Origin of the sequence: Mycobacterium sp. (assembly GCF_051006775.1) — a bacterium.
GTDB lineage: Bacteria > Actinomycetota > Actinomycetes > Mycobacteriales > Mycobacteriaceae > Mycobacterium.
Window position 1 is genome coordinate 39,777 of sequence record NZ_JBPCSX010000177.1, and the last position, 23,713, is coordinate 63,489.

Consider the following 23,713-nt stretch of genomic DNA (forward strand, 5'->3'; position numbering starts at 1 on the left):
GCACCGATGACCTTCAACGAAGGTATGCGGATCGACACCAGCACGACCTCCACCGGTGGCGGTGGCGGTCGCGGTATCGCGATCGGTGGCGGTTTCGGCGGCCTGGCCATCGTGCTGCTCGCGCTGTTCCTCGGTGTCGATCCCGGCCCAGTGCTCAGCCAACAGCAGATCGGGGCCCCGTCCCAGTCCGGGCCGACATATGACGTGTCCAAGTGCCGGACCGGAGCCGACGCCAATGCGCACGTGGAGTGCCGGGTGATCGCTACCGGCAACTCCGTTGACGGCGTCTGGCAGCAACTGCTGCGCGGTTACCGTCGGCCCGCGCTGAAGCTGTTCAAGGGCCAGGTCCAGACTGGTTGCGGCCCGGCAACCAGCGATGTGGGGCCGTTCTACTGCCCGGCGGACCAGACCGCCTATTTCGACACCGACTTCTTCAAGGTCCTCGAGACGCAGTTCGGTTCCAGTGGCGGCCCACTGGCCCAGGAGTACGTCGTCGCACACGAGTACGGCCACCACGTTCAGAACCTTCTCGGCGACCTCGGCAAGGCACAGAAGGGCGTCCAGGGCGCGCAGGGCAACGGCGTGCGTTCCGAACTACAGGCCGACTGCTACGCCGGGGTGTGGGCGCACTACGCCTCCACGACCAAGCAGCAGGGCACAGATGTCACCTATCTGCAGCCACTGACCGACAAGGACATCGCCGACGCGCTGTCGGCCGCGTCCTCGGTCGGTGACGATCGCATCCAGAAGGAAACCACCGGGCGGGTCAATCCCGAGCGCTGGACGCACGGCTCATCCGAGCAGCGGCAAAAGTGGTTCACCGTCGGTTATCAAACCGGTGACCCCAACAAGTGCGACACGTTCAGCGCACGCGAACTGAACTAGCGGTAAGCCACCTCAGCCGGCGTTACGCAGCGTCGGGGGAAGTGGTGCGACCAAGTCACCGATCAATCCCAACAACTGCACGGCGCCTGCCTCCGCACCCTCGACGAACGTGCTCAACTGGCCGACATCGGTTCCGCGATAACGGCTTCCTGCAACCACACCGACAAGGGCGGGGTCGCAGGAAGGCTGGATCACCGCACCCACGTCGTGGCATTCGTCATTCCATCGGGACACTGCTTGCTGGAACACCTCGCTGTGCCCGGCCGGGTAGTACCGGTCGCCGGTGATGCTGATCTGCACGGCGTCCCGCTCTGCCCCGCAGACCGCGAGGTGGACGTGCAAGCGGGCATGGCCGGTAAGAATTCGGGTGTCGACGAGATAGAAGTACTCGTCATCCCGGTGGCCGCGGAAATACCGCACACCACGGGTGCGTAGATACTTCTCGATCAGCTCGTTCATACCCGGAACAACGCCGGGTGCCCGGTACCCGGTTCCCGGGCCGGATTAAGAATCGGGTTAAGAAATCACCGAGGCCGCTACCACCGCGACAGGAAGCACTGCGGGCTGTACGGGGCGTCGCCGACGACAGCCACCTGGCCGTCGATGCTGACCTCGCAGTGCGCCTCGGGGGCCGCCTGTCCGCCGCGCGTGGTGCTGCTCACCTGAAGGAAGGCCCACTGGGGATCGGCGAACGTGGTCGAGAACGTCCACGGCGCACCGGGCGAGACGTTGACGGTCTCGCGCTTCATATACGTGTAGGCGTCAGCGTTATAGGCGTCCTTGCTGGGCGGCTGTGCCGTCAGGTAGGTGACGGTGAAGTCCGAGGGGCCGGCCGCGGTCAGGGTGTAGGTCACCTGATGCTGGTCCGGATCAGCGCTGGAAACGGCGTGCGTGGTCACAACACCCGCAGCGGCCAGCACGAATGCCGCCGCAACCCTGACTGTGGTTGTTCGCATATCAGTCATATCGACCACGGTACCGGCGGTGTTACCCCGGAATTCAGGCCAGCTTTCCCAGTACGTCAGACACCACGGCGGCCACCGGAACATCGACCTGCTCGCCGCTGGAAAGGTCCTTGATACCGACGGTTCCGGCCTCGATATCGCGGTCGCCTGCCACCAGTGCCAGCCGGGCACCGGAGCGGTCAGCGGCGCGCATGGCGCCCTTGACGCCCCGGTCGCCGTAGGCCAGATCAACCCGGACGCCGGAGGCCCGCAGGGAAGCGGCGATCTGCGCCAGCTCGATCTTGGCCCGGCCGCCCATCGGCACCCCGAACACATCACATCGGGTGGCATCGCCCACGGTCTTGCCCTCCGCCGCCAGCGCCAGCATGGTTCGGTCCACCCCGAGTCCGAAGCCGATGCCGGAGAGGTTCTGGCCACCGAGTTCGGCCATCAGGCCGTCGTAGCGGCCGCCGCCGCCGATTCCGGATTGCGCGCCAAGGCCGTCGTGGACGAACTCGAAGGTGGTCTTGGTGTAGTAGTCCAGCCCGCGCACCATCCTTGGGTTGATCACATACGGCACACCCAGGGCGTCGAGATGCGCCAGGACGGTGTCGAAATGACCCCTGGCGGCGTCGGAGAGGTGATCAAGCATCACCGGCGCGCTCGCGGTCATCTCACGGATATGCGGACGCTTGTCGTCGAGCACCCGCAGCGGATTAAGTTCGGCGCGCTGCCGGGTCGACTCATCGAGATCGAGACTAAACAGGAAGTCCTGCAACAACTTCCGGTATTGCGGCCGGCAGGTCTCATCCCCCAGCGAGGTGATCTCCAGCCGGAAGCCATCCAGGCCCAACGACCGGAATCCGGCATCGGCCACCGCGATCACCTCGGCGTCCAGCGCTGGGTCATCGACGCCGATTGCCTCGATTCCGACCTGCTGAAGCTGGCGGTAGCGTCCGGCCTGGGGACGTTCGTAGCGAAAGAACGGTCCGCAGTAGCAGAGCTTGACCGGCAGCGCGCCGCGATCCAGACCGTGCTCGATCACCGCCCGCATCACCCCGGCAGTACCCTCCGGGCGCAGCGTCACCGACCGCTCGCCGCGGTCGGCGAAGGTGTACATCTCCTTGGACACCACATCGGTGGACTCCCCGACCCCGCGTGCGAACAGCGCGGTGTCCTCGAAGATCGGCAGTTCGATATCGCCGTAGCCGGCCAGTCGAGCCGATGCCAGCAGACCGTCCCGGACCGCGACGAACTCCGCGGACTGCGGGGGAAGGTAGTCCGGGACACCCTTGGGGGCCTGAAAATCACTCACAGTGAGGTGATCCCCTGCAGGAACGGATTGGTGCGGCGCTCGACGCCGATGGTGCTGGCTTCGCCGTGGCCGGGCAGAACCCGGGTGTCATCGGCGAGCACGAACATCTTGGTGATGATCGAGTCCAGCAGGTCCCGGCCACTGCCACCGGGCAGGTCGGTCCGCCCGACGGACTGCTTGAACAATGTGTCGCCGGTGAACACCAGTCCACTGGAGTCGGCGGGACGTACCCGGAAGGCGACCGACCCGCGGGTATGCCCCGGGGTGTGGTCGACAGCGACGCCGAAGGCGCCGAAGTCCAATTCGGCGCCGTCGGAATCGAGTTCGATCAACTGTTTGGGCTCCCGGAACAGCGCGCCGAAGGCGATCTGGCCGATCCGGGGGCCGAAACCGCGGATCGGGTCGGTGAGCAGGTGACGGTCCTCGGGGTGGATGAACACCGGGCAGCCGTAGCTGTCGGCCACCTTCTGCGCCGACCAGATGTGGTCGATATGGCCATGGGTGAGCAGCACCGCGGCCGGGGTGAGCCGATTTTCGTCGAGGATTCGGCGCAGCGGTGCGAAGGCCCGCTGACCAGGGTCGACGATGATCGCGTCAGCCCCCTGATGGGGGGCCAGCACGTAGCAGTTGCAGGCCAGCATTCCGGCCGCAAACCCCGTTAGTAGCACGGTGACCAGTCTCGCACCCGAAGGTCACGGTTGATCCTGCTGGGTCCCGGTGGGTCCCGGTGGGTCCTGGAGGGGCGAAGCCCCCGCTCACATGTTCGGCTGGCAGACTCAAGGGCGTTCCCGACCCGACCTTTGGAGGACCACCGCTGTGCCCAGCAATGCACAACGACGCGAGACGGCGAAGCGCAAACTCGAACGGCAGCTTGAGACCCGGGCCAAGAAGGAGAAGCAGCAGCGCATCCTGACGGTGGCGGGGTCGCTGCTGGCCATCGCGATCGCGGCAGGCCTCATCGCGTGGTTCGTCCTGGGCGACAAAGACACCACGACGGCCGCGTCCGCGCCGTCGTCGTCGGCATCGACCCCCACGACGCTGACCCGCGGCGGCGACGGCCAGTTGCCGGCATTCAAGGCCCCGGCGGACTTGGGTGCCAACTGCCAGTACCCGGGCGCTCAGCCGGCGAGCAGGAAGGTCGAGGCGCCCAAGGCCGGCAAGGTGCCCACCGACCCGGCCACCATCAGCGTCAGCATGTCCACCGACCAGGGCAATCTGGGGCTGATCCTCAATAACGCCGAAGCACCGTGCACGGTCAACAGCTTCGCCAGCCTGGCCCAGAAGGGTTTCTTCGACAACACGATCTGCCACCGTCTGACCACCTCGGCATCGCTGGGTGTGCTGCAGTGCGGGGATCCCGGCGGCACCGGGTCGGGCGGACCGGGCTACCAGTTCGCCAACGAGTACCCGACCAACCAGTACCCGAAGAATGATCCGGCGCTGCAGAAGCCGGTGCTGTACCCGCGCGGGTCGCTGGCAATGGCCAACGCCGGCTCCGACACCAACGGCAGCCAGTTCTTCCTGGTCTACAAGGATTCGAAGCTGCCGCCGAACTACACGGTCTTCGGAACCATCGACAGCACCGGACTGGCCACGCTGGACAAGATCGCCGCGGCCGGAGTCGCAGGAGGCGGCGAGGACGGCAAGCCGACCACCGAGGTGAAGGTCAAGTCCGTCCTTCTGGACTAGACAGCCCATGTCCGTCCCGCCATATCAGGATCAGGACCCGTCCGCGCCCCGCTACGGGGTGCCGGCGGCCGATTCGGGCTATGCGGAATACCCGGCCTACCCCCCGGCGCCGCCGCCGATGCCCTACCCCTACCTGGGTAATCCCTACCCGCCCTACCCGCCGCCGCGGCCGCGGCCGACCAACGCCCTGGCGATCGCGTCACTGATCTGCGCTTTCCTCTTCGCGCCGCTGGGGATCGTGTTCGGCCACCTGTCGCTGTCGCAGATCAAGCGGTCCGGCGAGGAGGGCCGCGGTCTTGCGGTAGCCGGACTGGTGATCGGCTACCTGGTCACCATCGGCACCATCCTGGCCCTGATAGCCGGCGTGCTGTTGTTCTCCTGGGCGGCCCGGGTAGTCCGGGAGAACACCTATCCCGACGGGGTCGGGGTGATGCGCCCCCGCGCCGCCGCACCACCGGGTGACGCAAGCCTGCCGCCGTTCAATCCCCCGGCCGCACTCGGGGCGGCCTGCGCCTACCCCGCGACCGCCACACCGGCGGTCCGGCCGGTCCTCCCGCCGCAGGACGGGCCTTCTCCCGAGCAGCCGCCGGTCACCGCCACCATGGAGACCAACGACGGCCCGGTGCGTCTGGAACTGGACAGCGCGACGGCGCCGTGCACCGTCAACAGTTTCGTCACCCTTGCCGAGCAGGGCTTCTTCGATGAGACCGAATGCCATCGACTGAGCAATTCGCCGACGCTGGCGGCGCTGCAATGCGGCGACCCGACCGGATCCGGCAGCGGCGGTCCCGGATACCGCTTCGCCAACGAGTACCCGACCAACCAGTACCGGCCGTTCGACCCCGCGCTGAGCCGACCGGTCACCTATCCTCGCGGCACCGTGGCGATGGCCAATTCCGGACCCGACAGCAACGGCAGCCAGTTCTTCATCGTCTACCGTGATTCGAAGCTGCCGCCGACCTACACGGTGTTCGGCCGGGTGGACGATAAAGGCATGCTCACCGTCGATAAATTGGTCTCCGCGGGGGTTGACGGCGGCGCCGACGACGGCAGGCCGCAGCAACCTGTCACGATCACCACGATTCGGCTCTGAGCAAAGCCGGCAGCGGGCCTGTCATCGCGGCGTCACCTGATCGCTGCCAGAATCGGTCGACCCTGCGAGGTCCGCCATGTCAACCACCAAGCCACTGGCGAGACCGGCATCGTCAGGCGGCGGACGTCACCCGGTAGACGTCGTAGACGCCCTCGATGTTGCGGACAGCGTTGAGCACATGGCCCAGATGTTTGGGGTCGCCCATCTCAAATGTGAAGCGGCTGATGGCAACTCGGTCGTCGGAGGTCGTCACCTGAGCGGAGAGGATGTTCACCCGTTCATCGGCGAGCACCCGGGTGACATCGGAAAGCAACCGGTGCCTGTCGAGCGCCTCAACCTGAATGGCGACCAGGAACACCGACGTCGGCGACGGCGCCCAGACCACCTCGATGATGCGCTCGGACTGCAGCTGCAGATCGGTGGCATTGGTGCAGTCGGTGCGGTGCACACTCACCCCGCCACCGCGGGTGACAAAGCCCATGATGTTGTCACCGGGCACCGGCGTGCAGCATTTGGCAAGCTTGGTCAGCGTGCCCGTCGCACCCGGCACCGCTACCCCGGAGTCCTCGGTGTCGCGCTGACGCACCGGCATCGTGGTCAGGGTGGCCCGCTCGGCCAGTTCGTCCTCCGCGTCCTCGGCGCCGCCGAGTTGTGCCAGCAGTCGCTGCACGACGTGGCGCGGCGAGACGTGGCCCTCGCCCACCGCGGTGTACATCGAGGAGACGTCGCCGTAGCGCAGTTCCTTGGCCAGGGCCGTCATCGCCTCGCCGTTGACCAGACGCTGCAGCGGCAGACCACCGCGGCGGACCTCGCGGGCGATCGCATCCTTACCCGCCTCCAGCGCCTCCTCACGGCGCTCCTTGGCGAACCACTGCCGGATCTTGGCCTTGGCGCGCGGCGACACCACGAAGCCCGCCCAATCCCGGGACGGACCGGCGCTGGGCGCCTTGGAGGTGAAAACCTCGACCAGTTGGCCGTTTTCGAGGGTGCGCTCCAACGCGACGAGGCGACCGTTTACCCGCGCGCCGATACATCGATGGCCTACCTCGGTGTGCACCGCGTAGGCGAAGTCCACCGGAGTCGATCCGGCCGGCAGCGTGATCACGTCACCCTTGGGGGTGAATACGAAGATCTCCTGCACCGCGAGGTCGTAGCGCAGCGACTCGAGGAACTCGCCGGGGTCGGCGGCCTCACGTTGCCAGTCCAGCAGCTGCCGCATCCAGGCCATATCGTCGATCTCGGCGGCGGCGTGCGGATGCACCACCCGGCCCTTTGCCTCTTTGTAACGCCAGTGCGCGGCGATGCCGTACTCGGCGGTGCGGTGCATGTCGCGCGTGCGGATCTGCACCTCCAGCGGTTTGCCCTCCGGGCCGACCACGGTGGTGTGCAGCGACTGGTACACCCCGAACCTCGGCTGGGCGATGTAGTCCTTGAACCGGCCCGGCATCGGCTGCCACAGCGAATGAACGACGCCGACGGCGGCGTAGCAGTCGCGGATCTCATCGCACAGGATCCGTACGCCGACCAGATCGTGGATATCGTCGAAGTCGCGACCCTTGACAATCATCTTCTGATAGATCGACCAGTAGTGCTTGGGCCGGCCCTCCACCGTCGCACCGATCTTCATGGCGCCGAGCGCAGCGCCGATCTCAGCTCGCACCTTGGCCAGGTAGGTGTCCCGCGAGGGAGCCCGGTCCGCGACCAATCGCACGATCTCGTCGTAGCGTTTGGGATGCAGGATCGCGAACGATAAATCCTCGAGCTCCCACTTGACCGTCGCCATACCGAGCCGATGAGCAAGGGGCGCAATGACTTCCAGGGTTTCGCGGGCCTTACGTGCCTGCTTCTCCGGTGGCAGAAAACGCATGGTCCGCATATTGTGCAACCGGTCGGCCACCTTGATCACCAGCACGCGCGGGTCGCGCGCCATCGCGATGATCATCTTGCGGATGGTTTCGCCTTCAGCAGCACTGCCCAGCACGACCCTGTCGAGTTTGGTGACACCGTCGACGAGGTGGCCAACCTCTTCGCCGAACTCGACGGTCAGCGCGTCCAGCGTGTAGCCGGTGTCCTCGACGGTGTCGTGCAGCAGCGCGGCGACCAGTGTGGTGGTGTCCATGCCCAACTCGGCGAGGATGTTGGCGACCGCCAGGGGATGGGTGATGTAGGGGTCCCCGGAGCGCCGCATTTGGGTGGCGTGCTTGGCCTCGGCCACTTCGTAGGCACGCTGCAGGATCGTCAGATCCGCTTTGGGGTAGAACTCGCGGTGTACGGCGACCAGCGGTTCCAGCACCGGATTGAGCGTGCTGCGCGCAGACGTCATCCGGCGGGCCAACCGCGCCCGCACCCGTCGCGAGGCACTACTGGTGGTCTTGGGGGTGTCCGGCCGGGACTCGGGGGTCTCGGCGACCTGCAGCGGCTGTCCAGGGCCGCCCGGTTGCTCCGCCATGCTCACCTCCGATTCCCCCCGAGGATATCGCCTCTAGACCCGCTGGAGGCTGTGCACCGGCAGCGGCGTCAGCAGGTCGCGCCCACCGAGCGCGGTCAGCTCGATCACGACGGCAGCCAGCGTCACCTCGGCGCCCGCGGTGGTCAACAGGTCGCGCGCGGCCGCAACCGTCCCCCCGGTGGCCAGCACGTCGTCGATGACGGCGATTCGGCAACCCCTCAGATCGATCGCATCGAACGGGATTTCCAAGGTGGCGGTGCCGTACTCCAGCGCGTAGCTGCGGCTGTGCACCGGTGGCGGTAACTTGCCACCCTTGCGGATGGCCAGCACACCGACTCCGAGCCGATGGGCCACCGCGCCGCCGAGCAGGAAGCCCCGCGCGTCGATACCGGCGATCAGATCGGCGCCCTCGACAGCACGTGCCAGCGCGTCGGTCACCGCCGCGAAGCCGTGCTTGTCGGCCAGCACCGGGGTCAGATCACGGAACAGCACACCGGGTTCCGGGAAGTCCGGAACCTCACGGGTCAGCGCCGCGATGACCGCACCGACATCGCCACCGCTCACGGCTCGAGAATCCACCGGTCCATGTTCCAGCCCGCGCCCCACCTGGTGGGGTTGGGCTGGACACCGAACATCTTCTTCGAAGCCAGCACCGTGCGCTCCTGGCGGTACAGCGGCAGGGTGGGAACATCGGCCCACAAGATGGGCGAGCCGTCGGTGAGCAACCGCACCTGTTCTTTGGGGTCGGTGGTGACAGCGAGGGCGGAGATGATGCCGTCAATCGGTGGGTTGGAGTAGGCCGGCAGGTTGTTGCCGTTACCGGTGTGCAGCGTGTACGCATCCATGGCCGAGGATCCGGTGGACCCGCTTCCCGTCGCGCCACCAGTACTGGCCAGCAGGGCGTCGATCTGTCCGTCGCGCAAAGCCTGGGGGCCAGTGGTACCGGAGGTCACGTCCTCGACGGTGATGCCGGCCGCCTCGCACGACTTGGTGATTGCCGCGATGGTCGCGGCCAGCCGCGGGTTAGGCGCCTGGTAGCCGATGCGGACGGTCATCGGCACACCGTTGATCGCCGCACGTGCCGCGTCCGGGTTGGCCACACTGAACTGACCGGCTTCGGCGGCGGATTCGATTGCGCTGTAGGCGTTGTCGCCCACCGGGTTGAGTCGGGTGTTGACAATCGGCATACCGGCGTTGGTGGCGATCACGTCGCGGGGCGTGCACAACGCCACCGCACGCCGGGCAGGCGGAGCCGAAAGCGCCCCCTGCGAGGCGAAGATCAGCTGCTCGATACCGCCGGAGGCGATCTCTTCGCGGCTGTAATCATCCGGGGCGGTGAGAGTGCCCGACGAACCGGTTGCCACGTCGACGACGTGGAAGGTGCCGTTGTTGACGCGGTCTTGCACATCGACACCATGTGGCCACACCGTGATCCGTTTGGTCACCGGCTTGGTGCCCCACCACTTGTCGTTGACGATCAGCACAACAGCGCCTTCGGACAGCACCGAGTCGATCTTGTAGGGACCCGCGGATGGGAAACGCTTGAGGTCTGAAGCCTTCATGTCGGGCTTAAGGTCCCAACCGGTGTTCCACGCATCGGCGATACGCGCGACGGCGGCAGGATCACCGCCGAAAAGTGTTGCCGTAACGTCGATTCCCAGTTCATCTCCGATGACGTGCGACGGCATCACCGAGGTTGCGGTGAACAGACCCTCGTAGTCGGCGACGGCGCGACCCGGGAAGAAATTGACCCTGGCCTTCTTCGAACCCGGCTGGCACTCGATACCGGAGATGTCGAGATACCCGGCCTGGCTGGCGGCGTCGAAACCGGGAAACCTGCCCGACTGCGCAGCCCAGGTCAGCACCAGGTCGTCACAGGTGACCGGTTTGCCGTCGGAATAGACCGCGCCATCGGCGATCTGGTAATCGAGCACCAGCGGTTCACGACCTACCACCGACACCGAACCGAAGTCGCGATCGGCCAGCGCCTGCCCGTCAGGACCGTGAAAACTGAATCCGGTCAGCACCCGGGCAAATGCCTGCGGACCAGCGGAGGCAGCGCCGTTTACGGTGTTGGTGTTGTAGCTGCCCAAAGTTCCGTCTACGGCAAAGTTGATCTGGTCGGCGGCAGCGCTGCCACACGCTGCCAGCGAAACCGGGGCCAGCAGTGCGAGCGTGGCCGCGATCGCGATCGTGGCCGACCGGCGACGCTCGCGAACCACCGCGCGGCTACTTGCGCGTGCCACGCTTGCCGGACGGACGATTCGGCCGGACCGGACGGGCCCCCGGCGCCGGGGTGGACCCCACGGTCACCGACTCCTCCGCCGGGATGGTGTCCAACTCGGCGGCAGCAGCCGGCTCGCTGGATGCGGGCTTACGCCGGCTAAGCACCCGGCGGGTGTGATTACGGACCAGTTCGGTGCGTTCCCGCAACGACACCATCAGCGGTGTGGCGAAGAATATCGACGAGTAGGTACCCACGATGATGCCGATCATCATCACCAGCGCCAAGTCTTTGAGTGTGCCGACGCCCAGGATCCATACTGCGACGACCATCAGGGACGCCACCGGCATGAGCGAGATCAGACTGGTGTTGATCGACCGCATGAACGTCTGGTTGACCGCCAGGTTGGCCTGCTCGGCGAAGGTGCGCCGGGTGGTGTGTTCGAAACCCTTGGTGTTCTCCTCGACCTTGTCGAACACGATGACGGTGTCGTAGAGCGAGTAACCCAGAATCGTCAACAGGCCGATCACGGTCGCCGGTGTGACCTCGAACCCGACGAGTGAGTAGATGCCGGCGGTCGTGATGAGATCCAGCGCCAACGAGCCCAGTGCCGCCAGAGCCATGAATTTCTCGTAGCGAATGGTGATGTAGATACCGACCAGCACCAGGAACACCGCCAAGGCGATGAGCGCCTTCTTGGTGATCTGCCCGCCCCAGGTCTCCGACACAGCGGAGTCGCTGATGGCCTGCTTGCTGGGCTTACCATCTTCACCCTTGGGCTGGAATTTCTCGAAGAGGGCGTCGCGAAGCTTGGCAGTCTCTTCGTTGTCGAGCGTCTCCGAGCGGATCTGCACGGTGGAACTCGCTCCGTTGCCAACGATCACCACCGACTCGGGCGCATTGCCGATGGCTTGCTCGAATACCTCCTGAACCTGAACCACGGACGCGTCACCACGCGGGAAACCGACTTTGGTCCCACCCTGGAAGTCGATACCGAAAGTGAATCCCTTCAGCACGATGCTGGCGATGCCGATGGCGACCAGCAGGGCGGTGATGGCGAACAGAAGCTTGCGCTTTCCCATCACATCGAAGCCGCCGGTGCCGGTGTAGAGCCGGTTCAGAAAACTGTGCTTGGGCAGCGCGGCGGCATTCGCCGTCGCGACCCGTTCCTCGAGGATCTCCTCGACAGCAATGTCGGCATTGATGTTGTCAGTCATGGGTCATCCCCGTCCCGTCGCGGCAGCAACTGCGCGGCGCTCGCGCGCGATCTCCTGAACCGCCCCGAGACCGTTCAACGCCGGCTTGGCCAAGGTTGGCGACTTGGAGGCCAGGTACACCAGCGGCCAGGTCACCAGGAATACCACCACCACGTCGAGGATGGTGGTCAGCCCCAGCGTGAAGGCGAAGCCCTTGACCTGCCCCACCGCCAGGAAATACAGCACCGCGGCGGCGAGGAAGCTGACGGCCGAACCCGAGAGGATGGTCTTGCGCGCCCGCACCCATCCGCGCGGAACCGCCGAGCGGAATGATCGGCCCTCGCGGATCTCATCCTTGATGCGCTCGAAGAACACCACGAAGGAGTCGGCGGTGGTGCCGATGCCGATGATCAGGCCGGCGATACCGGCCAGGTCGAGGGTGTAGTTGATGTACCTGCCCAGCAGGATCAGGATTCCGAACACCATGGCGCCGGAGGCGACCAGCGACAGCAGGGTGAGCACGCCCAGCACCCGGTAGTACGCCAGCGAGTACAGCAGCACCATCGCCAGCCCGATGGCGCCCGCGATCAGGCCGGCGCGCAGTGAGGTCAATCCCAGCGTCGCCGAGACCGTTTCGGCCTCGGAGGATTCAAAGGACAGTGGGAGCGAGCCATACTTGAGGACGTTGGCCAGGGACCTGGAACTATCCACGGTGAACGGTGGGTCACCACCGCTGATCTGGGTGCGACCACCCGGGATGGCCTCCCGGATCTGCGGGGCGCTGACCACCTTGGAGTCCAGGGTGAAGGCGGTCTGGGTGCCGATGTTGGCGCTGGTGAAGTCACCCCAGGTCTTGGCGGCCTCATCTTTGAATTCCAGGTCGACCACGTATGCGCCGCTCTGCTGATCGAAGCCCGAGGATGCGGTCTTGATCTGATCGCCGCTGATGATCGACTTGTCCAGGATGTAGACGTACTTCTTGTCCTGCGAGCAGGCCACCAGGGGCAGGTTCGGATCGTCGTTGCCGGCCAGCGGATCTTCCTGATCGCAACGTCCGGCAACGTACTGCACGGCGAAGATCAACAGCGTCTGGTTGGTGCTCTGGCGCAGTTCCTTCTCGAACTTGATCCGTCCGGCGAGATCCTTCTTCGCATCCGGCGGTCCGGGCGGCGCCGTGGGCTGCCCCGCGGCGCCGGGAGTTCCGGGCGGCGCGGCCGGGCTCGACGGTGCCGGGCTCGACGGGGCCGGGCTCGACGAGGGCGACGGCGCCGGTGTCGGCTCAAGGGGGTAGGGACGCGGCTGGGGGGCCGGGCTGGAGGGGGCCGGGCTGGGCGGGGCCGATGACGGCGCAGACGAACCAGCTGAGGGAGCCGGCGCTTCGGTCGGAGGGACGGGCGGCGCACCCGGGGCCGGCGGCGCACCCGGGCCAGGGGGCGCGCCCGGGGCGGCGGGCTTCTTGTTGATCGCCTCGACCGGAATCGGCTGGCCGATCACCGGGCGGATGAACAGCCGCGCGGTCTGGCCAAGGTTGCGGGCCTCGCTGCTGTCATTGCCGGGGACCGTGATGACCAGGTTGTCGCCGTCGATCACGACCTCGGATCCGGACACGCCCAAACCGTTCACGCGGGCGCTGATGATCTCCTCAGCCTGCGTGAGCGCTTCGCGGGTGGGCTTGGACCCATCCGGGGTGCGAGCGGTCAGGGTGACGCGGGTTCCGCCCTGCAGATCGATACCCAGTTTGGGTTTGGCCTGCTTGTTGCCGGTCAGGAATACCAGCAGGTAAACCCCGACCAGCAGGACGAGAAACAGCGCCAGCCAGCGGTACGGACGCACCGGCGCCGAAGACGATGCCACGAGTCGATTCTCCTAATTGTGTGCCGCGATCCGCCCGACGGCCGACCGCGCTCCCCGCAAAGGGTACGGGGCGCAACGAGCGTTTCAGTCCTTGGACAGCCGGTCGGCGTCGCTCTCGGTCAGTTCGGCGCCGCCGATGACGGGCTCCTCCGGTTCAATCCGGTCTCGCACGGCCAGCTTCACCCAGCGGGTGACGACCCCGGGGGCGATCTCCAGGTCAACGGTGTCGTCGCCCAGGCCGACGATGGTGCCCTGCAAACCGGATGTGGTGTTCACCCGGTCCCCCGCCCGTAGCGATTCCTGCAGGTCGATGGTCGATTGCATGGCCTTCCGCTGGCGACGGGAGGCGAAGAACATGAAGGCGCCCATGATCAGGATCAGGGGCAGGAAGCTCAGTAATTGTTCCATGGCAGCGCGTGCTCTTTCAGAGTCGTCGATCCGGGTCCGACGGTCACGGGCCCCACGTCAGAACAGTGTGCCACTCGCCGTATCCGACGCAGGCCACACCCATTGCCCCGGGGCGTGGCGCGCGGCCAAGATGGTGGCAATGGACCTCATCGAAGCTCTGCGGACCACCGGCGCAGTCCGGGAATTCACTGATCAGCCGGTCACGGACGAGGTGCTCGCGCGGGTGCTGGACAACGCCCGCTTCGCCCCCAGCGGCGGAAACGCTCAGGCCTGGCATGTTGTGGTGGTCAAGGACCAGGCGATCCGCCGCGCGATGCGTGACCTCTACCTGCCCGGGTGGCATGACTATCTGGCGATGCGGGCCGCCGGCCTGCGACCGTGGGCGCCGGGCAACGACCCTGCCGCTGAGACCGCGGCCGTCAGTTCCGCCCCCGAGGAGCTGCGTTCAGCGTCAGGCCAAGGCTTTGCCGGTGAATTCGACCGGGTGCCGGTGCTGCTTGCGGTTTTCGCCAACCTTGCGGCACTGGCCGCGGTGGACCGCGACTTCGACCGCTACACCTTCGCCGGCGGAGCCTCGATCTACCCGTTCGCCTGGAACATCCTGCTCGCGGCCCGCGCCGAGGGACTGGGCGGCGTGCTGACCACAATGCTCATCCGCGAGGAAGGCGCGGTGGCAGAACTGCTCGGCGCGCCGCCGGGGTGGGCGCTGGCGACCGTTATCGCCCTCGGTCATCCGGTGCGGCAGTTGCAACGCCTGCAGCGCCGGCCGGTGCCGGAGTTCGCGACCGTCGACCGGGTGGATGGTATTCCGTTGTCGACGCCACCGGGACCATCGGGAACCGAGGTACCGGCGACGTAATCCATCCCGCGGCGCTCCCGCAGTCGTGTTTTCAGTTGCACACCTGCGAGGCCCGACTAGGCTCAATCTCACCCGCCGACCGATCAGGAGCACCGACGTGAGCACCGTCGAACAGAGCCGCAAACTCGTCACTGCGATCCCCGGCCCCAAGTCGCTGGAGATGACGAAACGCCGTGTTGCGGCGGTGTCGCGCGCGGTCGGAGTCACCATGCCGGTGTCATGCGCGCGGGCATCCGGCGGAATCATCGAGGACGTCGACGGCAACCGGTTGATCGACCTGGGCTCGGGTATCGCGGTCACCACCATCGGCAACTCCTCGCCACGGGTGGTCGAGGCGGTCCGCGAACAGGTGGCCGACTTCACCCACACCTGTTTCATGGTGACCCCATATGAGGAATACATCGAGGTCTGCGAACACCTCAACCGGCTCACCCCCGGCTCGCATGAGAAGCGCAGCGCGCTGTTCAACTCCGGTGCCGAAGCGGTGGAGAACGCGATCAAGATCGCCCGGGCCTACACCGGCCGCCAGGCCGTGGTCGCCTTCGATCACGCCTATCACGGCCGGACCAATCTCACGATGGCGCTGACGGCCAAGTCGATGCCCTACAAGAGCGGCTTCGGACCGTTCGCCCCGGAGATCTACCGCGCACCGATGTCCTACCCGTACCGCGACGGCCTGGTCAACAAGGAGTGGGGCACCAACGGGGAGCTGGCCGCAGAGCGGGCCCTGAGTGTGATCGACAAGCAGATCGGCGCCGCCAACCTGGCCGCGATCATCATCGAACCGGTGCAGGGCGAGGGCGGCTTCATCGTTCCCGCGCCGGGCTTCCTACTCGCGCTGCGGTCCTGGTGCACCGACAACGATGTGGTGTTCATCGCCGACGAGGTGCAGAGCGGGTTCGGCCGCACCGGTCAGATGTTCGCCTGCGAGGACGAGGGCATCGTCCCAGACCTGATCGTGACCGCCAAGGGCATCGCCGACGGCCTGCCGCTATCAGCGGTCACCGGCCGCGCCGACATCATGGACGCCCCCCACGTAAGCGGACTGGGCGGCACCTACGGCGGCAATCCGGTCGCCTGTGCGGCCGCACTGGGCACCATCGAGACCCTCGAGATGGACGGCATGCTGGACCGGGCCAAGCAGATCGAGCGGGTGATGAAGGACAAGCTGCACCGCATCCAGGCCGATGACGACAGGATCGGCGATGTCCGCGGTCGCGGCGCGATGATCGCCGTCGAACTGGTGAAATCCGGCTCATGCGAACCCGATCCGGAATTGACCAAGGCGCTGTGCGCCAAGGCGCACGCCCAGGGTGTGCTGGTGCTCAGCTGCGGAACCTACGGCAACATCCTGCGATTCCTCCCGCCGTTGTCCATCAGCGACGAGCTGTTGATTGAGGGCCTCGACGTGCTTGCTGCAACCCTTTCCGAACTCTGAAATCTCGGCGGCACTGGACTTCGGCTGCGTGTGGATCAACACCCGGATCAAGCACGTTATGACATACACCGGCGAGTAGTCAGGACGGGAAAGCGGCTTCCCCTCGGAGGTAGGTGGCGCGGATCCCGATGTCGGGGATCCCCAGGGGCGAGGTCGAACGAGGGTCGCGCTCGAGCCACACCAGATCGGCACTGGCACCAGGAGTTATTCGGCCCCACAGCTTTTCACTGAAAGCCTGGTAGGCCACCCCGGCGGTGTATGCCGCCAGTGCCCGTTCGATAGACAGTTTTTCGTGCGGCGTCCATCCGCCGGGCGGGTCGCCGTCGGCGGTCTGCCGGGACACCCCGACCGCGATGCCCTCCAAGGGGTGACCGGATGACACCGGCCAGTCCGAGCCGAGTGCCAGAGGCGCCCCGGATCCGACCAGGGTGGCCATCCGGTACTGCAGGTCGGCACGTTCGGGACCGAGCCGCGGAATGGTCAGCACCCTCATCAGCGAATCCATCTGTGCCCACAGCGGCTGCATATTCGGGATCACACCGAGTTGGGCGAATCGCCCGATGTCGGCGTCATCGGCCAGTTGGACGTGCGCGATAACCGGGCGGCGGTCCCGCCGTCCGTTGTGGGCCAGCACATGTTCAATGGCATCGAGCGCCTGGCGGACCGCGGCATCGCCGATCGCATGGATGTGGATCTGCAGTCCGAGATCGTCAACGCGACGGGCGGCCTCGGCAAGCGAATCGCCCTCCCAGTTGCGCAGCCCGTGGCTGTGAATGCCGGAACAGTAGGACTGCAGTAGCGCACCGGTCTCGTTCTCCACCACCCCGTCGGCGAAGAACTTAACCGTCTGCGCGGTCAGCAGTGGGTTGCCGATCTGCTCGACCCGCCGGCGCGATTCCGCGAACTGTTCGACCTGGGTGTCGAAGAACCGGGGGTCTGCATAGAGCGCGAGGTTGAACCGCATCCGAAGCTCATCGCGCCCGGCGGCAGTCAGATAGGTCGCGACATCGCCGGGTTCAGTCCAGGCGTCCTGAACCCAGGTGACACCGCGTGCCAGCAGATAGTCGGCTGCGATGCCCAGTGCCGCGACGCGGACGTCCTCATCCGGCGGCGGCATCACGTTCATCACCAGATCGACGGCTCCCCACTCGCGCAGGGTGCCGAGCACCGATCCGTCCTCGCGGTGTGGGATCTCCCCGAGGATCGGATCGGGGGTGTCGGCGGTGATGCCGGCCCGGTTGAGCGCCTCGGTGTTACACCACACCGGGTGGTAGTCCAAGGCCCGCAGCACCACAGGCCGGTCGGCCACCGCGGCGTCGAGCCAGTGGGCATCAAACAGCCCGCCGGGGGCCAGGCTGCCGTCGTAGGAGGCGCCGTAGATCCATTCCCGGTCCGGATGTTCGTCGGCGTATTTCCTGACCGCGGCGATGATCTCGTCGACGGACCGGCAGGGCCGCACCGCGGGGCCGGCGGATTCCATGCCGCCGTACAGCGGGTGGGCGTGGCCATCGCCGAACGAGGGCATCAGCAGACCGCCCTCGAGGTCGACGGCGACTACGGCCCGCCCCGACGCCGCCTCGCGACAGGACCGCGCACCGACTGCGCGGATGGTGCCGCCGGATACCAGCACGGCATCGGTGTCAGACTCACCGGTCCAGATCGTGCCCCCGGTGAACAGCGTTGACGTGGGTTTGTCGTCGGTCATCGGGTCAGAAGAGTGCGACGCCCAGCAGTGACACGGCGATTAGCGGGAACACACCCTGGGTGATGGCGGCCCGCGTCTTGTCCGGCGAGGACACCAGCAGGACCAACGCGGCGGCCAGCATGGATCCAGCGCCGGCGAAGACCAAAGCCTCACCCGCACTTCGGTTTCCGAGCGCGATCGCCACGATTCCAGCCGCCGCGACGACGGCCAGGAACAGGTTGTAGAACCCCTGGTTGAAGGCCAGTTCCTTGGTCGCCCGCGCCTCCTCGACGGTGGTACCGAAGGTCGCACGGGTCCGCGGCGTGGTCCAGGTCAGCGACTCCATGATGAAGATGTAGACATGCAGCAGCGCGGCGAGCCCTGCGAAGACCAGTGCCACCACTTTGACCATCAGCATCTCCTCCGAGCATGGGCCCCCGGCCCAGTATTCGTCACTCGAACAACGCCGATTGGCCGAGCGCGGATGCCCCGGGCGGCGGTGTCAGTCCCAGATGGGTCCAGGCCAACTGGGTGGCCACCCGGCCACGCGGAGTGCGGGCGATCATTCCGGCCCGGACCAGGAACGGCTCGCAGACCTCCTCGACGGTGGTGGCTTCCTCCCCCACCGCCACCGCCAGTGTCGAGACACCAACCGGACCGCCGCCGAAACTGCGGGTGAGCGCCGAGATCACCGCGCGGTCGAGACGGTCCAGGCCGAGTTCGTCGACGTCGTAGACGGCCAGCGCCGATTTCGCGATGTCGATGGTGATGATGCCGTCGGCGCGCACCTCGGCGAAGTCGCGCACCCGGCGCAGCAGCCGGTTGGCGATCCGTGGTGTGCCGCGGGAGCGGCGGGCGATCTCGGTACCGGCCTCAGCGCCGAGTTCGATGCCGAGGATGCCTGCAGAGCGCGCCAGCACCCGCTCCAGTTCGGCAGGCTCGTAAAAGTCCATGTGTGCGGTGAAGCCGAACCGGTCGCGCAGTGGGCCGGTCAGCGCGCCCGATCGGGTGGTCGCACCCACCAGGGTGAACGGCGCCACATCCAGCGGGATGGACGTCGCACCAGGGCCCTTGCCGACGACGACGTCGACCCGGAAGTCCTCCATCGCCAGATAGAGCATCTCTTCGGCGGGACGGGCGATGCGGTGAATCTCGTCGATGAACAACACATCTCCCTCGACGAGGTTGGACAGCATCGCCGCCAGATCGCCCGCGCGCTCCAGTGCCGGACCGGAGGTGACGCGCAGGGAGGTGCCCAACTCGCTGGCGATGATCATCGCCAGCGATGTCTTACCCAGCCCGGGTGGGCCGGACAGCAGGATGTGGTCCGGTGTGCCGCCACGGTTCTTGGCGCCCTCGAGGACGAGTTGCAACTGTTCGCGCACCCGCGGCTGACCGATGAACTCACCGAGGGAGCGCGGCCGCAGGCTGGCATCGATATCGCCCTCGCCCACCGTCAGCGCCGGCGAGACCTCCCGCTCAGCCTCGTCGCCGCCGTAGTCGCCGTCGTCATCGTCGAAGCGGCCCATTTATGTCTGCTCTTCGCGGAAGCGGCTCATCACTTGGTCTTTCCGAGCAGGGATAGCGCGGCCCGTAGCGCGGTGGAGGTGGTGGCATCCGGATCGTCGGCAAGCACCTTGTCACAGGCGTCCTCGGCCTGTTTGGCCGCAAAGCCAAGTCCGACAAGAGCTTCCACCACCGGTCCTTTGACCCCATGCCCGCTGAAACCTCCCGGGCCGGCTCCCCCGGGCAGCGCGCCGATCTTGTCGCGCAGTTCCAGCACCATGCGTTCAGCACCCCGCTTGCCGATACCCGGCACCCGGGTCAGTGCGGCGACGTCTCCGTCGGACAGCGCCTGTCGCAGTGCGACGGGGTCATAGACCGCGAGGGTGGCCAGGCCGATCTTCGGGCCCACACCGGAGACGCCGAGCAGCATCTGGAACAGGTCGCGTGCCTCGCCGTCGGCGAACCCGTACAACGTCTGAGAATCCTCCCGCACGATCATCGCGGTGATCAGCCGGGCTTCGGATCCGCGCTTGAGGGTCGCCAGTGTCGACGGCGTGCACATCACCTTGTAGCCGACGCCGGCCGCCTCGACAACCGCATGATCGAGGGCGATGTCGAGCACCTCACCGCGCACGGATGCAATCACAGCGCCCCCCGCGACGCGCGAACCGGGGCCGCCTTGAGCTTGGCTCTGTAGGCCCGCTGCTGCTCGGCGGCCATCGCCTCTGCCTTGGCCATCCGGGCGATCATCGGCGCGCGCCAGCAGTGGCAGATCGCCAACGCAAGCGCGTCAGCCGCGTCTGCCGGGGTGGGCTTGGACTGCAGCTGCAGAATCCGCGTCACCATCGCGGTGACCTGAGCCTTGTCCGCGCGGCCGTTACCGGTCACGGCGGCCTTGACCTCACTGGGGGTGTGGAAGTGCACATCGATGCCGCGGCGGGCAGCCGATAGGGCGATGACACCGGCGGCCTGTGCGGTACCCATCGCGGTATTGGCGTTCTGGTTGGCGAAGACCCGCTCGATGGCGATCACATCGGGCAGATGAGTGCTCATCCAATGCTCCACGGCATCACTGATCGCCAGCAGTCGAACGGCCAGCGGGTCCTCGGCCGGAGTCCGCACCACGTCGACGTCCAGGGCGATGACCTGACGCCCGCCGCGACTCTCGATCACCGAGAGCCCACAGCGGGTCAACCCTGGGTCGACTCCCATCACCCGCACGAATCACCTCTCGCCTGCGAACAACTGTTCGATACTCTAGTGGCTACCTCTGCCGACGTCGGGCAGCGACATACCGTGATCGTCAACCCGGATTACTGTTCCTGCCATGCCCGACTCCGGCGTTCGCACCGTCCGCAGCTTTTGCCGGGTCTGCCAGTCGGTATGCGGAATCCTCGTCGATATTCACCGCGACGATGACGGCGATCGGGTGCTCCGGGTGCGCGGTGACCGCGACCACCCGGTGTCGGCCGGCTACACCTGCCCGAAAGGACGGGCGCTCCCCGAACTGCACCACCGCCCTGACCGCCTCGATCGTCCGCAGCTCCGCAGAGACGGTGCCCTGCGCGACACCGCCTGGGACGACTGTCTCGACGATCTGGCCGGGAAACTCCGGGGGATCATCGACCGCGACGGACCCGAAGCCGTCGGTATCTTCTTCGGTTCCGGGATCGGGATGGACGCCGCCGGTTACCGGACGGCCGAGGCCCTGCACTCGGCCATCGGCACCCCCGCGAAGTTCACTCCACTGACCATCGACGGCACCGCCAAGCCTCTGGTGGCCGATCTGATGGGCGGCTTCGCCGGACTCAGCTGCCGGGCCGACTTCGCCGGCGTCGGTTTCCTGCTCTACGTCGGCAGCAATCCGGTGGTCTCCCATGGACACACCCTGGCGATCCCCAATCCGACCGCACTGATCCGCGACATCACCCGCCGCGGCCAGGTGTGGGTGATCGACCCGCTGCGCACCGAGACCGCCCGGCTGGCAAGCCGTCATCTAGCGCCGCGACCCGGTACCGACTACGCGGTACTGGCCTATCTGGTGGCAGAACTTCTCGCCGATGGTGCCGACCCCGTCGTGCTGGCGAGCCGGGTCAGCGATGCCGATCGACTGGCCGGTGCCGTGGCCCCGTTCACTCTTGAGCACACCGCGCAACTGGCCGACGTCGATTCCGGAGCGCTGCTTGAACTCCGGGACACGATCCGGAGCGCGGGCCGGATCGCCGTGGAGATCGGCACCGGGGTGACGATGTCGCGAAGCGCGAACGTCACGCAGTGGATGGCGTGGGCATGGATGATCCTGACCGATTCGCTGAACCGCCCGGGCGGCGCATGGTTCCATCCGGGCTTCACGTATCAGCTTGACGCCTTCCCGGCACTGCCCATGTCCGGGCCGGAGGGTTCGTTCGGCCCGGGACCGCGCAGCCGACCCGAGACCCGATCATTCGTCGGCGAATGGCCCTGTGCCGCATTGTCCGACGAGATCGAGGCGGGCAATATCCGAGCCGTGCTCAACCTCGGCGGCGGCTTGCTGACCGCGTTCCCCGATGCGGATGTGCTCGCACCCGCGCTCCGGCGACTGGAGGTGCTGGCCACCCTGGACATCATGCCCACCGAGACCACTGCGATGTCGACCCATGTGCTGCCGGCCACGGATCAGTTGGAGCGGGCCGACGTGACGCTGTGGGACATCCTCAGCACGAGAGTCTCCGCACAGCACACCCGCGCGGTCGTGGCGCCGGTGGGCCAACGCCGCTCAACCTGGTGGATTCTGGCCGAACTCGGGCGCCGACTGGGGTACGAACTTGCCGACACGACCGACCCGGAGGCCGACGACCGCATGCTGGCCACGATGATGGGCAGAGCGCGAGTGCCGTTCGACGAACTCAGCGCCAACGGATTCGCCGAAGCTCCCCGCGAGTTGCCCGCCGCATGGGTGGAAAAGCATCTTGACCGGCTCGGCGGATGGCGGTTGGCGCCGCAACCACTGCTCGATCAACTCGCGGCGCTGCCCGCGCCCGAACCACTGATGCTGGTGCCACGCAGGCAGAAGCGCCACCTCAATTCGCAGCTGATGTTCCTCGGGGACAGCCCGCAGATCATGCTCCATCCCGAGGATGCCGCAGCCGTCGGCGTGGGCGACGCCCAACCGGTCACCGTCCGGTCCGCACAGGGTCAGATGACCGGGATCGCCCGCCTCACAACCGATATCCGCCGCGGCACGGTCTCAGTTCCGCACGGTTTCACCGGGGCGAACGCCAACCTGCTGACCGACCATCGCGATATTGACCCGTTGACCGGGATGACGCGTTACTCCGCACTGCCGGTGACGCTGCACCCGGATTCGGGCTAGTCCCTGCCGGTCAGTCCCCGCCGACTAGTCCTCGTCGAGCAGCGCGGCGACATCATCGGGGATGTCGATATTGGTGTAAACGTCCTGTACGTCATCGCTGTCCTCGAGCGCGTCGACCAGCTTGAGAACCTTGCGGGCGGTCTCCAGATCGACCTCCACGCTCATCGACGGCTGGAAGGTGGCGTCGGCGGAGTCGTATTCGATGCCGGCGTCCTTGAGCGCGGTGCGCACGGTGATCAGGTCGGTCGGCTCGCAGATGACTTCGAAGCTGTCGCCGAGATCGTTGACCTCCTCGGCGCCGGCTTCCAGGACCGCGAGCAGTACGTCGTCCTCGCTGAGGCCGTTCTTCTCCAGAATCACCACACCCTTGCGGTGGAACAGGTAGGCGACCGAACCCGGATCGGCCATATTGCCGCCGTTGCGGGTCATCGCGACACGGACCTCGCCGGCCGCCCGGTTGCGGTTGTCGGTCAGGCACTCGATCAGAACTGCGACACCGTTGGGGCCGTAGCCCTCGTAGGTGATGTTCTGCCAGTCGGCGCCGCCGGCTTCCTCGCCGGCGCCGCGCTTGCGGGCGCGCTCGATGTTGTCATTGGGCACCGAGGTCTTCTTGGCCTTCTGAATGGCATCCCACAGAGTCGGGTTGCCGTTCGGGTCACCGCCGCCGGTGCGTGCCGCGACCTCGATGTTCTTGATCAACTTCGCAAACATCTTGCCGCGCCTGGCGTCGACGACGGCCTTCTTGTGCTTGGTGGTAGCCCATTTGGAATGGCCGCTCATGTCACCTACGTCCTCATCCGTGCCGGTTCCTGCGCAG

22 protein-coding genes are annotated in these 23,713 nt (G+C 66.7%); 6 read left to right on the forward strand and 16 right to left on the reverse strand.

Features of this window, described 5'->3' with window-relative positions; genetic code table 11:
* Positions 1-6 precede the first annotated feature (6 nt).
* A complete protein-coding gene (gene ypfJ, locus ACR2JI_RS13005; protein WP_526390546.1) occupies positions 7-885 on the forward strand; it encodes a KPN_02809 family neutral zinc metallopeptidase in 879 nt (292 codons plus the stop codon).
* A gap of 12 nt (positions 886-897) precedes the next feature.
* Here ypfJ and ACR2JI_RS13010 read toward each other — a convergent pair whose 3' ends face one another.
* From ACR2JI_RS13010 to ACR2JI_RS13025, 4 genes are all read right to left on the reverse strand, one after another.
* The gene (locus tag ACR2JI_RS13010) at positions 898-1,344 is read right to left on the reverse strand and encodes a hypothetical protein (RefSeq protein WP_526390548.1); all 447 of its coding nucleotides are present in this window, start codon (positions 1,342-1,344) and stop codon (positions 898-900) included.
* Between the two features lie 77 nt (positions 1,345-1,421).
* Positions 1,422-1,850, reverse strand: coding sequence for an Rv2576c family protein (locus tag ACR2JI_RS13015; protein WP_526390550.1), 429 nt, complete (start codon positions 1,848-1,850; stop codon positions 1,422-1,424).
* A 34-nt stretch (positions 1,851-1,884) separates the two neighbouring features.
* Positions 1,885-3,144: a histidine--tRNA ligase gene (hisS, locus tag ACR2JI_RS13020; RefSeq protein ID WP_526390552.1), complete on the reverse strand. Its 1,260-nt coding sequence runs from the start codon at positions 3,142-3,144 to the stop codon at positions 1,885-1,887.
* Complete coding sequence (locus tag ACR2JI_RS13025; protein ID WP_526390554.1) at positions 3,141-3,812, reverse strand: MBL fold metallo-hydrolase; 672 nt, start codon at positions 3,810-3,812, stop codon at positions 3,141-3,143. Before ACR2JI_RS13025 ends, hisS begins: the two co-directional genes overlap by 4 nt.
* Positions 3,813-3,960: 148 nt before the next feature.
* On the opposite strand from ACR2JI_RS13025, the gene ACR2JI_RS13030 reads away from it, so the two are divergent.
* Both ACR2JI_RS13030 and ACR2JI_RS13035 read left to right on the forward strand, forming a co-directional pair.
* The gene (locus ACR2JI_RS13030; RefSeq protein WP_526390556.1) at positions 3,961-4,833 is read left to right on the forward strand and encodes a peptidylprolyl isomerase; all 873 of its coding nucleotides are present in this window, start codon (positions 3,961-3,963) and stop codon (positions 4,831-4,833) included.
* A 118-nt stretch (positions 4,834-4,951) separates the two neighbouring features.
* Positions 4,952-5,926 (forward strand): peptidylprolyl isomerase, encoded by a 975-nt coding sequence (locus ACR2JI_RS13035; protein WP_526390606.1) that lies wholly within the window; start codon positions 4,952-4,954, stop codon positions 5,924-5,926.
* 112 nt (positions 5,927-6,038) lie between these two features.
* On the opposite strand, the gene ACR2JI_RS13040 is transcribed toward ACR2JI_RS13035, so the two are convergent.
* The 6 genes from ACR2JI_RS13040 to yajC all read right to left on the reverse strand — a co-directional run bounded on the left by ACR2JI_RS13040 (position 6,039) and on the right by yajC (position 14,057).
* Positions 6,039-8,375: a RelA/SpoT family protein gene (locus ACR2JI_RS13040; RefSeq protein ID WP_526390558.1), complete on the reverse strand. Its 2,337-nt coding sequence runs from the start codon at positions 8,373-8,375 to the stop codon at positions 6,039-6,041.
* Between the two features lie 33 nt (positions 8,376-8,408).
* Entirely contained in the window at positions 8,409-8,939 is a 531-nt protein-coding gene (locus ACR2JI_RS13045; RefSeq protein WP_526390560.1) for an adenine phosphoribosyltransferase, read from the reverse strand.
* Positions 8,936-10,597 carry an ABC transporter substrate-binding protein gene (locus tag ACR2JI_RS13050; RefSeq protein ID WP_526390562.1) on the reverse strand — a complete coding sequence of 554 codons (1,662 nt, stop codon included), beginning with the start codon at positions 10,595-10,597 and terminating at the stop codon, positions 8,936-8,938. The genes ACR2JI_RS13045 and ACR2JI_RS13050 overlap by 4 nt, the downstream gene beginning before the upstream one ends.
* A gap of 7 nt (positions 10,598-10,604) precedes the next feature.
* Positions 10,605-11,816: a protein translocase subunit SecF gene (gene secF / locus ACR2JI_RS13055; RefSeq protein ID WP_526390564.1), complete on the reverse strand. Its 1,212-nt coding sequence runs from the start codon at positions 11,814-11,816 to the stop codon at positions 10,605-10,607.
* Between the two features lie 3 nt (positions 11,817-11,819).
* Complete coding sequence (gene secD / locus ACR2JI_RS13060) at positions 11,820-13,649, reverse strand: protein translocase subunit SecD (RefSeq protein WP_526390566.1); 1,830 nt, start codon at positions 13,647-13,649, stop codon at positions 11,820-11,822.
* Positions 13,650-13,733: 84 nt separating this feature from the next.
* Positions 13,734-14,057 (reverse strand): preprotein translocase subunit YajC, encoded by a 324-nt coding sequence (gene yajC, locus ACR2JI_RS13065; RefSeq protein ID WP_526390568.1) that lies wholly within the window; start codon positions 14,055-14,057, stop codon positions 13,734-13,736.
* A gap of 139 nt (positions 14,058-14,196) precedes the next feature.
* On the opposite strand from yajC, the gene ACR2JI_RS13070 reads away from it, so the two are divergent.
* Positions 14,197-14,916, forward strand: coding sequence for a nitroreductase family protein (locus ACR2JI_RS13070; RefSeq protein ID WP_526390570.1), 720 nt, complete (start codon positions 14,197-14,199; stop codon positions 14,914-14,916).
* Positions 14,917-15,013: 97 nt separating this feature from the next.
* On the forward strand, positions 15,014-16,354 hold the full coding sequence (gene gabT, locus ACR2JI_RS13075; protein WP_526390572.1) for a 4-aminobutyrate--2-oxoglutarate transaminase: 1,341 nt from the start codon (positions 15,014-15,016) through the stop codon (positions 16,352-16,354).
* A gap of 79 nt (positions 16,355-16,433) precedes the next feature.
* On the opposite strand, the gene ACR2JI_RS13080 is transcribed toward gabT, so the two are convergent.
* Genes ACR2JI_RS13080 through ruvC form a run of 5 tightly spaced genes read right to left on the reverse strand, consistent with a single transcriptional unit; the run spans position 16,434 to position 20,765 of the window.
* Positions 16,434-18,059: an amidohydrolase gene (locus ACR2JI_RS13080; RefSeq protein WP_526390574.1), complete on the reverse strand. Its 1,626-nt coding sequence runs from the start codon at positions 18,057-18,059 to the stop codon at positions 16,434-16,436.
* Positions 18,060-18,063: 4 nt separating this feature from the next.
* On the reverse strand, positions 18,064-18,450 hold the full coding sequence (locus ACR2JI_RS13085; RefSeq protein WP_526390576.1) for a DUF1304 domain-containing protein: 387 nt from the start codon (positions 18,448-18,450) through the stop codon (positions 18,064-18,066).
* Positions 18,451-18,490: 40 nt separating this feature from the next.
* A complete protein-coding gene (ruvB, locus tag ACR2JI_RS13090) occupies positions 18,491-19,567 on the reverse strand; it encodes a Holliday junction branch migration DNA helicase RuvB (RefSeq protein WP_526390579.1) in 1,077 nt (358 codons plus the stop codon).
* Between the two features lie 29 nt (positions 19,568-19,596).
* Positions 19,597-20,190, reverse strand: coding sequence for a Holliday junction branch migration protein RuvA (ruvA, locus tag ACR2JI_RS13095; protein WP_526390581.1), 594 nt, complete (start codon positions 20,188-20,190; stop codon positions 19,597-19,599).
* Entirely contained in the window at positions 20,187-20,765 is a 579-nt protein-coding gene (ruvC, locus tag ACR2JI_RS13100) for a crossover junction endodeoxyribonuclease RuvC (protein WP_526390583.1), read from the reverse strand. The genes ruvA and ruvC overlap by 4 nt, the downstream gene beginning before the upstream one ends.
* A 106-nt stretch (positions 20,766-20,871) precedes the next feature.
* Here ruvC and ACR2JI_RS13105 point away from each other — a divergent pair, with 106 nt between their 5' ends.
* On the forward strand, positions 20,872-22,896 hold the full coding sequence (locus ACR2JI_RS13105) for a molybdopterin-containing oxidoreductase family protein (protein WP_526390585.1): 2,025 nt from the start codon (positions 20,872-20,874) through the stop codon (positions 22,894-22,896).
* 24 nt (positions 22,897-22,920) lie between these two features.
* On the opposite strand, the gene ACR2JI_RS13110 is transcribed toward ACR2JI_RS13105, so the two are convergent.
* A complete protein-coding gene (locus ACR2JI_RS13110; protein WP_526390587.1) occupies positions 22,921-23,676 on the reverse strand; it encodes a YebC/PmpR family DNA-binding transcriptional regulator in 756 nt (251 codons plus the stop codon).
* Between the last annotated feature and the right edge of the window lie 37 nt (positions 23,677-23,713).